The sequence below is a fragment of the Paludibacter sp. genome (genome assembly GCF_009712605.1).
Classification (GTDB): domain Bacteria; phylum Bacteroidota; class Bacteroidia; order Bacteroidales; family Paludibacteraceae; genus Microbacter.
In genome coordinates this window covers 457,639-470,994 of the sequence record NZ_WASO01000015.1, presented here as the reverse complement: position 1 = coordinate 470,994, position 13,356 = coordinate 457,639, and the positions used below count along the sequence as shown (strand labels likewise).

The following is a 13,356-nucleotide window of genomic DNA, read 5'->3' as shown; positions in this document are numbered from 1 at the left end:
AAGCAGACCTACACCCGAATACCGTAGTGTTCGCAATACAATTTATAAAGATTTCCGGCCTGCTGATAAGCCGAATTCGGACTCATAAAATGCGAAAACTCAAACGTAATCGCTTTTTCCATACCGGCTTCCTGCGAATGCTTAAGCTTCTTAATCAGCTTATCCCAACGAATGGGAAGAAAACGGATCGGCATGTCGCGGTCAAACGATTCGACATTTGTCCAGCAATGCATTCCAAACTTGGAAGCTAGCTCTTTGTTGGCAACCAGATACTCCTTCAATTCGTGATAATCCACCTGTCCGTCCTGAAATGCCAGCGTATCCACAGAGCCTTTGATAGCCGAGAGTATTTCCGTCCAGTCTTTCGTGTGCTGCTCTACCGTGGTTGCCTTATCTCCTCCCATCACCTGATCGGTTTTTACGCCATGGATAAACGGTGAGATAAGACAGGGTTTTCCACCCGACACCTCTTTGGCATGACGGCCGATTTCGGCAAACGATTCGATAATTCCACCCAAGCGACGACTTACCTCCTGCGATAAATACCAGCCGTAAAACGATTTGTGATGACCATATTTCGACCAGACCTCGTCGATGAATAGCTTATTGATTTCCACTTCTTTCTTGTAATCGCCGGTTAACCAATAACGACCGGTATCGAAAATACCGCAATAGAAATTCATTCCGTATTTATCCGCCAAATCCAGAAACATTCCAAGCAGATCCTGAGCCGGTTCATACATATAGTCGCCTTCGTACTTCATCAGCATTTCCGAGCGAAAAGTCATATAGCGACCGAACGCCCCACGGATCATTACCACTGTATCGATACCTGCATGTTTCATTGCCGCAAAATCCCGATCCCAGGCCTCCACGCCCCAGTTTTGCGAAGGAATATCCCATGTAATTTCATCCAAAAAGGTTCCGGTAATAGGCAATCCTTCCCCTTTTGGAATGATGCGGTATTTATCGTCTTTGAAATGAGTTTTATCTGCTTGTTGTTTCCGCTTCTGTTCGTCGTTCTTCAAATTATAGAGAAACTCCAGATCAGGATCGTTGGGTTTATAATCGGCGCTGATGAGCGATGCACCCATTCCGACAGCCGCCGTTGCGAGGGCTGCCTTTTTCATAAAATCGCGTCGGGTAGAAGACATAAGTCAATGGTTAATGGTTAGTGATTAATGGTTAATGAAAGTCACCTTTGAAGTCGACTTGTTTAAGGACAAACGGATTGATCGACTTATCGAGTAGTACGGCCAGTTGCAAACGAGTGATCGGTTTTTCCACATCGTAGCTACCAAACAGTTTTTGCCATTCACGACTGACTTCCCCTGTAAAGAAGGACTCGTCCACCGGCTGAATCATCTTTGAATAGAGCAACCAGACATCTTTCACCGCATCGCCAACCGTCAGCAATGTTTTTTCTTTGACAGAGGGAATAATGCCCGGAGCAAAATCGTCAATGCCGGCACTGAATTCAGCTTTCGTGACAGTCGTATCGGGTTTGAACCACATGCGGTTTTCCCACTGATAAGCTTCGGGAATTCCTTTGATAATGCCGGTAGCACCGATTCGTTGGACACTCTCCCAGAAAGGGCTTTCGCGTTTCACATCGAGATAGGGCATAATAAAGGCTTTGCTCTGCACAAGAACCGATTGCCATGCCCGAATATCGATATCTTTCGGACTTTTAGCCTCCTTCACTGCCAACGCTGCCAACGCTCCTGCCGCCTGACCCAGTTCGATCACAACCGGTTGTAAACGGGTACTGCCATTCACGATATTAGTGACCGAAATCGATTTTTCGGCAACCAGCAAGCCATCTACATCTTTCGGAATCATTACTCCGGCCGGAATGCTGAATGCAGGAATAGAGCCCGTTCCTTCTAGCTTTGGCGGATTGGGGCAACACTTGATGCGATGATGATCACAGGGATAGTTACCCACGGCGATGCCGGTACGGTAATATTTTTCGGGCAAATCGTAAGGTGTTTTAATGTCCTGAAAGCGGAACTGTACCAATCCGTGAATGCGTCGCGACTCGCGGTGATAAGGTATCAAGGCTAATTTATCGGCAGTAGGGAACTCATCGTCGGCCAAACCGAGATTCTTCAGTCCGAGCTTTGTTTGGAGAAAATAAACGTAACCCAGCGTAAACAAACGGGCTTTATCGTAAGCTACCTTTCGTTCCTTATCGGTCATCTCAATGGAATTGACATAATAGTCGTTGCCCTGACTGGGCCAGTTAATCATATACTTACCATTAGGTAATTTTCCATAAGTCATCATATCCTTACAGGAATTCATCTCGGTTATTCGGGGATTGGAAAAGTCATCACAAACCTCTTTGCAGGTGCATGCATATTCTTTCTCGTTGTAGCCCTTCGGTTTTGGGATGGTTTTATCGGCGCCCTGGCCGTAATCTTTCAGGATAGCCACCATGGTCATATCCTGAATATAATCATTGCCCTTTTCGAGCGCCTGCGGTTCGCCGGTGAGGCTACGGGCATCCATCCCGATATCGTACTTCACGCCACACAGTTTTGCCACATCACCCAGTTCTGTGCCGTCGATCACGATTTTTGCAGTAATGTTTGTCTGCGATTTACCCTTGACCACAGCATGCCAACCTTTTTCGTTTTTGTGTAAGCTCAACAGCTTGGTACTGTAAAGCACCTGTATGCAAGGATATTCAGCCACCATCTGTTTCCAAATACGGTTCCCGACCGACGGTTCGAAAAGCGTATAACTCACCCAACCGGTATGCACCGCTTCAGGACTACCGTAATGAGCATACAACCGTTCGCGAAAATCACCCCAGAGACCTGATGACAACTGGTGATTGCCGTCGGTGCACGAAACGCCGGCGGCCGTCAGCATGCCGCCCAACCAAGTCGTTTCTTCCGTCACCACCACCTTCACTCCGGCACGTGCCGCCTGAATGGCGGCGGCTGTTCCGCTCGCTCCTCCCCCAACGATCAACACATCAGTATTGATCGTCTTTTGTCCGTAAGCAAAAAGGCTGCTTACAAGACTCATCATCACTAAAAAACGCTTCATCTATTTATTGTGTTTATTGTTCGTCGAATATCTCGTTTACCCATTCTTGCAACGGGGGATTCCGCCCGATCACGTTTCAATACAGCTATTTAATCTCCACCTTGGGTTGCTTTCCTTCCAGATCGTCATTGGCAACTACTACAGTAATCGTTTTTTCTTCGCCCGGAAAAAGGGAGACATAGTTGTCGCTCCAGAATGAAGGGAGTATTTCTTCCTTGCTTTTTTCATCCGTCAACGATAGTCGATTGAAAAAAGAGAGTTGACCGGTTTCATTTTTCAATCGGATAGTCCACTGTTTCTCCCTGCCTTGTTCAGACATCGTAATTTGCTGTTTTAATTGAGGTTTAGCAAGCGATGCCAACGCTGAAAAATCCTCGTGTTGCGAACACTCCCAGTAGAGATTATCAGACAGCAGTTTACCAGCAGCATCTTTCAATGCGAGTTTCACAAAATAAATGGGAGTACCGCTCGTCTGTTTCGGAACGGAGGTCATTTCGCGGTAACTATCAGCTGCGACCGATACGGTATCGGTTCGGCTCCACACCGTTTTCATATCGAAACCAACAACGGAAGCTTCCACCGTCAACCGGTTCCGATCGTGATGTGTTGCATTGATAACCGACACCATCCGGCTATCGGCATTCATCTGAATGTGCAACGGCTCCGTAGCCTTCTTCGAGAAATAGTAGGCCGCGTTCGGTTGCAAAAACCAGTCGTAGATTTGCCATCCTACATCGGGCCAGCAGGAGTTGAGTTTCCAGAGCATCACGCCACTGGTAATGTTCCACATCCGGTGATTGGCAGCCTCAAACATCGCCCGGTAGCTATCGGCATTGACCAGTTGTGCCCGGTCGGCATACTCTTCGGCTGTTGCGGGATTGCCATACAAGGTTCTAATCGCGTTGTCGTATGAACGAAAACAGTAGTTATTACCATCCCAGGCGCCATGTTCGGCCCACAGGCTATCGAGTGGATAGATCGGATTGCGGGTCTGACTCCGGGGAATCGTCACTGTTGGAATAAACTTTTTCAGGCTACGGTAAACAGGTATCGAAGGCACACCCAGTTCGTTGCGGAACATCTGCAGATGTACCTCGTTCACCTTGTCAAAATAGTATGCCGGAGGATTCCAGTTGTAATCGGGAGCACCGTCATCGGTCATGCCCGTTGGCAAATCATCTTGCATATACGGCGTTAACTTCTCTACATTCCAGTCGATGCTGGTGGTGGGGATAAAGGGACGTGTCGGGTCGAGTTCCTTCACCGTAGACTTCGCAGCACGATAGAGATCCTCATCCACAATCACCTCGTTGGCCAGAAACCAGGCCGTCACCGACGGATGGTTACGGTAGCGCAACACCATGTCTTTGGCTTCGGCTTTGGCCAGCGCGTGATCGAGTGGATAGTGAGCCCAATCGCTTCCGGGGTACATACGCCAGCACTGAAAGAAAATTTCCCAATACATCAATCCGTACTTGTCGCACGCCTCCATCATATCGTCGGTAGGTGTCGGCATATCTTCGCTGCCTATCACGTTCATTCCGGCTTCCGCCAGCAGGCGTGCCTCATCAAAAATCCGCTTGCGGCTCATATCAAGCAACATGTCGGGCTGCAACCAGCCACCTTTACAAAAAATACGTTTCCCGTTGATACGAAAAACCCGTCCGGCCTCATCGCCGATCCGTTTCAGCTCGGTGGTCACCTGCCGGATACCGAAGGTCAGTTCCTTCACGTCCGACTCTCCGCCGACGGTACGGAACGAAAGCCGCAACCGGTGCAAATATTGTTTGCCATAACCGTTAGGATACCATAGATAGGGATTATGAATCGTCAGTTTCGCAAATTCTGCGGGCGACAGTTCCACCTCTCGCGTTTCTCCCGGTTGCAGCAACAGCTCTTTTCCCACCTCCACCGAATGCATCGATCCGCCCAAGTGCTTGGTATACGATGGAAATTCCAATTCGTTAATCAACTGAATATTGGCCACCAGTATTCCTTTTACCGGATGACCGGAAAGATTCCTCAACTCCGCTTTGATACGAATATCGGCCCGCGATGTATCGGGCAACGGTAAGGTGGTGGTTACGTACGGGTGTTCCACGACAACATCGCCTGTTGCCTCTACAAATACATCCTGATAGATGCCCATGTTGCGGTCGCGTACCACCGGAGCACAATCCCAACCGCCGGACATTTTCAGTGTTTCGTCCTTGAAAATATCGGTAGCATGGCCGCGTGTGGTTCCGAAAACTTCAAACTGAGTACCCGGTTCGGGATCGTCCGGATGATCCACCTGATACATCTTCACGGCAATGCAATTTTTCTCTCCGGGCAACGCATAAGGTGTAATGTCGAAGCGAAATCGCCGGAACATGCCCGACACCCGACTGCTATCGGCCACCAGATGTCCGTTGACCCATATATCGACACGGTAATTGATCCCGTTGAATGCCAGCCAAACGTGTTTGCCTTTATACTGTTTCGGGAACATCGTCTCGGTGCGAAACCAGTAAGCATCCTTCCATGGATTTTGTTTGCTTTTGAGATAGCTGTATTTCGCCAATCCCAACCGTGCATTGAAGTTGTCCGACACATCGGGGATCAGGAAATTGTTCATTGCCAGACGAGGATCAGGATAAATGCCGTTTTTCACAAAGACATTGAGTACGGTTGTAGGCAGTGAGGTTGAATACCAGTCTGCGACTCCATAACCCACCAAAGACACTTGCTCGTCCATCCCTTTTACTTCGAGCGTGCTTTTTATTGCCCAGTGATCCGACAACTTCATTTTTTGGGCTGAAGCTGGGAGCAATAGAGCAAAGAAGTATAGAAGAAGAAAGTGTCTCATGGCTATCTTGTCGTGTGTTAATACATATTATTCACCTACAAAAAGAAGTTTATGTCATTTTTGATGTACCGGAATTAATTTGTTCTTTGCCTGCGGCAGGCCTTACTTTTTGGCGCAAAAAGTAAGCAAAAACAGTGACGAAAAGAACTCGTTCGCTCGGCCATAAAGCATTGCCTCAATAATAAACTTCAGTAGATGACCTACTCACTCAAACAGCTTTTCGTCGGTTTGGAATTTTATGTTTATCCCTTCGGGTCTGATTTTGCCAATAATTTCAAAAGCAAACCTGTTCCATTTCGATGTTACCTACTCATGCAGAGCTCAGTAAATCAGTGGTTTAAATTTTGCCGGTATACATTCCCGAAACGATCGGTCACTTTCACCTCAATTCGGGCATTTTTATCGTGCGGCGTTGCCCTGAAAAGGTGATCGGTGGAAAAGACGGAAATCCAGTCGTATTTCACCCGTTTCTTATCAGAGCAAAATGCAGCCGCGTCGGGGTCGCTTCCGGTGAAACGGTTCATTTCACCCTGAATCACCCCGTTTTCACTCCACTCCACCTTCCATGCCGAATCCCAGTTCCACACGTTGGCAATAATGTCGTTGGGATAGACCGTCACCGATCCAGCCGGATAAACCCGCATCTGATAGCTCTTCGGATAACCAGCACTCTTATAATACCACGAAACACTGTCGCCGTTCACTTCGTAAACTCCATAGCCACGCGGCGTACCGTCCAAACAAATATCGGTCAGCCACCAGGTTCCGCAAACAGCGCCGGTATTGTGTTCAATCATCGTTGGCGATTGCACCATGGTAAGATTGTAGTGCATGTGGCCATCGATAATGTGCGTTTTGAAAGGCTTCAACATGTCATACAGCACCGGATAATTGACCGTTTGATCGGCCACATTGGAGTAAGTATAGGCAAACTGCTGTTTCTGCTCGTTCAGCCGGGTCGGAATATGCATAATCAGGAAAACCGTGGAACCTTTCTGCACGTACGACAGATCCTGCTCGAGCCAGTGAAACGTTTTTTCATCCACATACCCCATGTAGAAATAGTCGCGACCGATAAAAAAGTTATTATCGATAACGATATAGTGCGCTTTTCCCTTGTTGAAAGAGAAACGCGTAGGGCCGAACCAATCTTCGAACGTGTGGGTCGAAGTCTCGTGCGAGCGACCGAAATAGTCCATATCGTGATTGCCGATAGCCCGAAAGACGGGAACATCCATGCGGTCAGCAGCCTTCAGATAGCCAGAATACAGACCGTGCGTATCACCCACAATGTCGCCGCAATCAACACCAAAAACATCCAGATCACGGTTCTGACGAATCAGATCGACACAGTCGGGAATCATCGCGTTGTACTGTCGCAAACAAGCAGTATCAATCAGTTGCACATCGGCCTGTACCAAAAACAAATGATGCGTATCGTCCTTCGAATTTTTTTCCAGCGCGAAATCGTACCTCTTCACACCGTTTTCTATTTGCTTGTAAAATACAGGAAGCGACTTCTTCCGTGGAGCAAGATAACCTGCCGGAGTAGATATATAAACAAAGCGAGCGTGTTCAGAGATCAGTCGATAGCGACCTTTGTTATCGGTCAGTGTACAGGTATTACCATCCGTAATTTCTACATTGGCAATCCCTTTACCATTGCACGAAACAGTCCCTTTCAGTTTTACCGCCCGGACATTCATTCCGCACAAAAGTAAAACCATTACAACGGGCAGCAATTTCGATGCAATATGATTTTTTATAGCTTTATATAATTGCATTACAAAGATTTAATCGAAAAATCGAGAAAGATTCACTCCTACAATTTGATGTATATTTTTTTCTTGTCGAGCAAAAGACCCACTACCCAGCAGGTTAGCATCCACCAAATGGCAAACAGGAATGAACCAAAATAGGCTCCGGCATGGATAAAAATATGATTGTAAAGCCAGCCGTAAAGTGATTCACCTCCAACCGGAATGAGGAACATTACAGTTACTCCCAGTTCGGCAAGCAGGTAAATAAACAGCGGATTTCGCCCGAATACCTGGAAGAAATAGGATCCCCGGGTAAACTTCACAAAATCCACAATGAAGATGACAAATGATAACAGCACACAGTCCAGCCCAACCGTCAACAAAGCATAAGAGCTGGTCCATAGCTTTTTATTGACTGGAAGAAAATCGTTCCAGCAATAGGCCAGAAACAACAGTCCGCATGCCGCAAGTAATATCCTGGCAATAGCCTCAAAAGAGAGACCCTTCTTCTGCAAGAAACTTCCAACAGCAAACCCTGCCACTACATTGAATATCGCGGATAATGTACTCAATAAACCCTCGGGATCGAACGGAAAGCCTTCGCCTGTGTACAAATGGCTGGTTCCTAATAAAACCGAATCAAGACGAAGCACGGCATTACCCGTTCTTGTATATTCTGCGCCCTGTACTCCAAAGAAATAGAGTAGCGCCCAATAGATGAACAACAAAGCGATACTGATCCGAATCGTTATTTTTTTATCGAAGAAATAAATCATCAAAGCTACGATACCATAACACAGTGCTATACGTTGTAACACCCCCATAATGCGGGTATGCGAGATGGGAGAAAGCATCAGGTGCGACTGACCGTCGAACGTAAAGAACGGAAACCAATACATCAGATATCCCGCCAGAAAAATGAGAAACGTCCGTTTCAGAATTGAATAAACTACCTGCCCCTGCGACATTTTATCCCATTTTTTCATGGCAAAACTCAACGCATTGCCCACTGCAAAGAGGAAAGAAGGAAACACCAGATCGGTAGGTGTAAAACCGTGCCAATTGGCATGAAGCAAAGGCCAGTAAGTCGTTGCACCATTACCGGGAGTATTGACAATAATCATAAAACACACCGTCATTCCCCGAAAAATATCGAGAGCGGTAAAACGTTGTGAAACTGATGTTGATAGATTTTGACTCATTGTGTTTAGGCTAACTATTAATCAAATCCTTTCCTATTTCTTTTGATATACTTTCACCCAATCAACTACAAAAACATCCGGAAAAACGGTATTTTCAAGACTTTTTCTGGTTTCTGGCAATTCCATGCTCAGAATCATGTATTCGGGAATATTTGAAATGCCACGGGTTTCTTCGTAAAACTTATATCCATCGATAAAAAAAGCATACTTTTCGGGAGTCCATTCAAAACCATACACATGAAATCCTTTGCTTAACCCTTTCAGATAACTCTTCATTGGTCCGACAGACTGCATATGGGGGCCGTACGCCCAGTGAAGAGAATGCGTTAAAGTATCTGTTCCGATCTCTTTGAAGAACTCGAAAATATCCATTTCCGTACCATATCTGGCAGGATCTTCACCCTTAAAGATTTCCGGGGACTGAATCCAGAATGCAGCCCAGACTCCTATCGACTCCTGCAGCTTTGCCTGGCACTCGAAATAGCCGTATTTCGGTTGAAAATGATTAGCCGTTCCAACGGCACTACCCAGAATGCTGTCACCTTTTTGCAGAGCATACAATTTGAGGTATCCATCTTCTACTTTTACCGCTTCTGCCGAATTATATCCGATCCGACGAGGTCCTACCCCACGCACATTCCATTTGGTTGTATCCAGCGATTTACCGTTAAACTGATCTTCCCAAACCAACGAGTAGCCCATCGATTTAGGTGTAACACGTTTTTGCGACATTGCATTATTTGTCATTTTAGTTTGCCCGAATACCATCACACACAATGACAAAGTCAGTAGTATAGTTTCAAATCGTTTCATTACATTCAGGTTTATTCTCTGGTTATTCCATAGGTTCGTTCAAGAACCGGTTGATACTTATGGAACAGCTTTTTCGCCATTTCCACAGAATTACCCAGCGGCACTTCCGGATAAACGGGAGTGGTTTGGTTTACCCATTTCCATTCAAAGCTTGCAATCTGTTGATTTATCTTGTCAAAAGAAGGCTTTTCATTGGTCAATGCTGATTGTTTCATTGCTGCGAAGAAAATCTGCCAGCGTTGTTTATAAAAGTCTTTCATAAGTCCGGCCCACTGTTTGCAGGCATAATCGTGCAATACACTTTTCTCTCCGCCCCACAACGTAATCTGGTCGCGTGCATTCTTCTCATAAAGCATTTTTTCATCTTTCGTATGTCCACATCGTTTCGCCGATTCTATCCACGGCCCCAGTAAAAAATCGTTGCGTGTTGCAAGCAAATCGTCAAGATCATCAAGTAAACTCAGAAAGTCTCCAGTCAGTTTTTCCAAGTTGCCCTTATCTCGTTTCGCATAAGCTGAAGCGATCGCCGAATGCAGCGTGTCAGCGTAATTCACCAACACCTGACGGGTCAAATCCACGAGATCATACCGGAATCCATCGCTCTGTTGTAAGTTCGACGATGCTTTAATCATCAATTTCCACGCAGGCAACAAGTCTTCTGATTTATACGTATGCTTTGGAGTTCCCCGTTGAAGTGTAGGCCGGGAGGTGATCACGTTTTGTGAGCCATCATTCTGATTATCGGAAGCATACACCGTATTAAGCAAAATCGTCCATGCTTTCTGTGCATCTTCATTCAACTTCCCATATCTTCGGATTACATAATCTTTGAGCCAGCTATCCACATCAACAGGTTGTTTATTCCATACGTTTTCGAGCATCAACTCGTACATCACCGGATTTTGTTCAATTGCCTCGGGAGTTAGTCCTATACCCACCATATTGCCTGATTTCGGATCATTCAAAGCTGCAGAAGGAGCTGTGGCCACCGTTTTCAGATTCCCCCGCATACTGACATTGCCTCCGAAATTATGCAACATACACCACATCCATGGTTTTCCATAATAGGCCTCCGTTTGTTGCCACACGGGATGAGTTTCGCTCCAGAGGTCGAGAATAATCATTCGGTTTTCGGGAACGGCATTTAAGACCGCTTTCATCTGAGCCGGTTTCCAAAAATCAGACTGGTAATAGAACATCCAGCCCTGCATCACCCAGGTTGCTTCAGGATCAGCGGATTTCATCACACCATAAATTTTACCACTCACATTGCTCAAATAAGTGGTGTCGTTTGTAGGTGGGAGATTTTCGTTGAATGTATCCGACGAATAGAGGTGATCCGTTCCATATAATTTTGTCTCTTCTTCTATAAAAAGCTTTCCTATTTTCTCAAACATAGGGTCTTGAGGATCGAGAATATTCACCTGAGGATAGTCAAGCCATGTCGTTTTTTTAAGTGAAGCTTCAGGATACTTTTCATTAAATGCAGGAGGAACATGGCCGGTAAACGCCGGCAAAACGGGTGTCATGCCCAATTCCCGCTCACGAGCCAGAATTTGCTTTTGCAAAGCCTCATGATCCGTCATCCAGCTTTTGGGCAGAGGCCCACCCCAACCGTCAAGATTGCCCATCCAGAACCAACTGAAATATGCCGGTCCGCTAAAAAACGTCTCCAGCTCTTTATCCGTAAATCCCAGCTTGCGGTACACGTTGTACCACACGATATTCTGTCCGGTAAGAGCCAGTGGCATATTAATTCCGTTGAGTGCCATATAGTCTATCTCTTTTTGCCAGCGGCTCCAGTCCCACCAGCTCATCGAATAGTTGAAGGTGCAGTAATTGAGATAATAGCGGTAGTTATACGGAGTGTCTTTGTGAATTTTGGTCGGAACCACAGGAAGAATTGACGGCAATTTCAGATTCGTGCCATTCCATGTTATTTGACATTGACAATAATTCTTCAGATAATAGTTCAACGCACTGGCAACAGAAACGCCATTTGTTCCCCGCAAAATGATTTTACCATCTTTGCTTTCCAGTTCGAACCAGTCGTTTTTATCCTGCTTATCAGCCAGTTCCACCACAACTTTATCAATCATTCGTGGCACAACCCGCTTCACAAGAGCATAGGCGGCTGCGGTTTGATTTCCTGCATCAGCTTTACAACCGGGAGTTACAAAAAAACTCAACATTGCAATGAAGCAACAATACAAATATGGTGTTTTCCCTTTTATTGTCATTATTTTCCGGAAAGATAAGATACTAACTTTGAACTCAACTATGAGCTTGATTCTGTTCCCTATTTTCCTGTCAACCCCTGAGAGATTGCGGACTTCACATCATCATACAATTGTTTATTGAACTGATTGGCTGTCGGGTCATCGATATGCACGAGATCAAACAGCATAACACCTTTGGTTTGTTGCAACAGCATAACAATTGCATTTTTCATGTTCGGCAAGTCACTCCATGAGGTATTCCCTATATCTATTGCTCCATAGTGAATATTCGCATTTTTCAATACCCGGTTCGCTCCGTCAATCTGACCCTGCACAGTCCACCATCCTGCTCCTGTAAGTGTTGGTGTATAATTACCCGTCATAAACATATCCAGCAATTCGGCATAGCCTGTATTTTTATAGGTCGATGTTGCCCAAGAGAATTCAGAAGACGGATCATAGTTTTTACTTGCCCAGTTTACCCCGACAGTATAGTAAGAATCATACCATGCTCCCGAATAGGAACAAAATGCAAGATGCGGTTTAATCGCTTTGACAGCATCACGGGTTTTTGAAACGAAATCATGTATGGTCTGCGCCCGGAATTCCAGCCATTTTTTATATTGTGCGCCTGTTACAGCAGGAACAACAGAACCGTTTGAGGTAGTCCATGATTGCACAATATCGGTAGCCTTGACACTCGACAAACCGGCCCAGTCTTTAAATTTTGCCAGTGTATAATCCGAAAAGTCGGCACAAATATCATAAAACCGACAGTAATCCAAAACAAAGCCATCGATATTATAGTTAGTCACCACCTCTTTAATCAGCGATAGTTCGTAGCTTTGCGCCAAGGGCTGTAGTGGATTAAGCAACCCGTACGAGTAGACATCCGTTATGTTTTGTACTGTTCCCATTGCTGTCATCACCTGACTCTGGATGGCAGAAAAAGATGGATCGTTGAATACTTTTCCATATTTAACTCCGTAATAATTCATTCCCTCGGCAAAAACGCTCATGGAAACAAACACTTTCAATCCTTTTTTCTTTGCTTCGGTAATTGCATTTTGCAAATAATCAAAGCCATCAGCTTGTGTGTAACCATTCCAGGTTTTCAGTTGTTGTGCAATCTGTGAATTGTAGCTCACCAAACCGGGAATTCCTTTCACATCCAACACAATACCTTTTGCCCCCATATCAGCAAGTTTCTGAAAGGTAGCTGCCATTTTGTCGGCTGTTCCCAATCGGGAAAAGTTGGCTGCGGCTTCAATCCACACTATAACCGGAGCTTTATTAAACAGGTTGACAATTGCCGTATCGGATGTGGAAGTTGTAGGATCCGTTTTGGATGTATCGGGAGGTAGTTTCACCTCCGACTTTCCACACGAAACAACCAAAGTATGAAAACAAGCTATCAGTAAAACGAAGCACAACAATTTTTTTCTCATAGTCAT

At 45.6% G+C, this 13,356-nt stretch carries 8 protein-coding genes; all 8 read right to left on the bottom strand.

Features of this window, described 5'->3' with window-relative positions; all coding sequences use genetic code 11:
* Window positions 1-8 precede the first annotated feature (8 nt).
* Window positions 9-1,154: a DUF4434 domain-containing protein gene (locus tag F8N35_RS14370; protein ID WP_293054491.1), complete on the bottom strand. Its 1,146-nt coding sequence runs from the start codon at window positions 1,152-1,154 to the stop codon at window positions 9-11.
* A 31-nt stretch (window positions 1,155-1,185) separates the two neighbouring features.
* The gene (locus F8N35_RS14365; RefSeq protein ID WP_293054488.1) at window positions 1,186-3,060 is read right to left on the bottom strand and encodes an FAD-dependent oxidoreductase; all 1,875 of its coding nucleotides are present in this window, start codon (window positions 3,058-3,060) and stop codon (window positions 1,186-1,188) included.
* A gap of 85 nt (window positions 3,061-3,145) precedes the next feature.
* Entirely contained in the window at window positions 3,146-5,848 is a 2,703-nt protein-coding gene (locus F8N35_RS14360; protein ID WP_293054485.1) for a sugar-binding domain-containing protein, read from the bottom strand.
* A gap of 389 nt (window positions 5,849-6,237) precedes the next feature.
* The gene (locus F8N35_RS14355) at window positions 6,238-7,692 is read right to left on the bottom strand and encodes a calcineurin-like phosphoesterase family protein (protein ID WP_293054482.1); all 1,455 of its coding nucleotides are present in this window, start codon (window positions 7,690-7,692) and stop codon (window positions 6,238-6,240) included.
* Window positions 7,693-7,730: 38 nt separating this feature from the next.
* Window positions 7,731-8,870, bottom strand: coding sequence for a DUF5009 domain-containing protein (locus F8N35_RS14350; RefSeq protein WP_293054479.1), 1,140 nt, complete (start codon window positions 8,868-8,870; stop codon window positions 7,731-7,733).
* 33 nt (window positions 8,871-8,903) lie between these two features.
* Window positions 8,904-9,683 carry a glycoside hydrolase family 16 protein gene (locus F8N35_RS14345; RefSeq protein ID WP_293054476.1) on the bottom strand — a complete coding sequence of 260 codons (780 nt, stop codon included), beginning with the start codon at window positions 9,681-9,683 and terminating at the stop codon, window positions 8,904-8,906.
* 11 nt (window positions 9,684-9,694) lie between these two features.
* A complete protein-coding gene (locus F8N35_RS14340) occupies window positions 9,695-11,875 on the bottom strand; it encodes an alpha-N-acetylglucosaminidase (RefSeq protein ID WP_293054473.1) in 2,181 nt (726 codons plus the stop codon).
* 107 nt (window positions 11,876-11,982) lie between these two features.
* Complete coding sequence (locus tag F8N35_RS14335) at window positions 11,983-13,350, bottom strand: alpha amylase family protein (protein WP_293054470.1); 1,368 nt, start codon at window positions 13,348-13,350, stop codon at window positions 11,983-11,985.
* Window positions 13,351-13,356 lie beyond the last annotated feature (6 nt).

Coding starts and splice junctions, on each gene's coding strand:
- F8N35_RS14350 (WP_293054479.1), bottom strand. CDS start 8,870: ATGAGTCAAAATCTATCAACATCAGTTTCACAACGTTTTACCGCTCTC.
- F8N35_RS14345 (WP_293054476.1), bottom strand. CDS start 9,683: ATGAAACGATTTGAAACTATACTACTGACTTTGTCATTGTGTGTGATG.
- F8N35_RS14355 (WP_293054482.1), bottom strand. CDS start 7,692: ATGCAATTATATAAAGCTATAAAAAATCATATTGCATCGAAATTGCTG.
- F8N35_RS14365 (WP_293054488.1), bottom strand. CDS start 3,060: ATGAAGCGTTTTTTAGTGATGATGAGTCTTGTAAGCAGCCTTTTTGCT.
- F8N35_RS14340 (WP_293054473.1), bottom strand. CDS start 11,875: ATGTTGAGTTTTTTTGTAACTCCCGGTTGTAAAGCTGATGCAGGAAAT.
- F8N35_RS14370 (WP_293054491.1), bottom strand. CDS start 1,154: ATGTCTTCTACCCGACGCGATTTTATGAAAAAGGCAGCCCTCGCAACG.
- F8N35_RS14335 (WP_293054470.1), bottom strand. CDS start 13,350: ATGAGAAAAAAATTGTTGTGCTTCGTTTTACTGATAGCTTGTTTTCAT.
- F8N35_RS14360 (WP_293054485.1), bottom strand. CDS start 5,848: ATGAAGTTGTCGGATCACTGGGCAATAAAAAGCACGCTCGAAGTAAAA.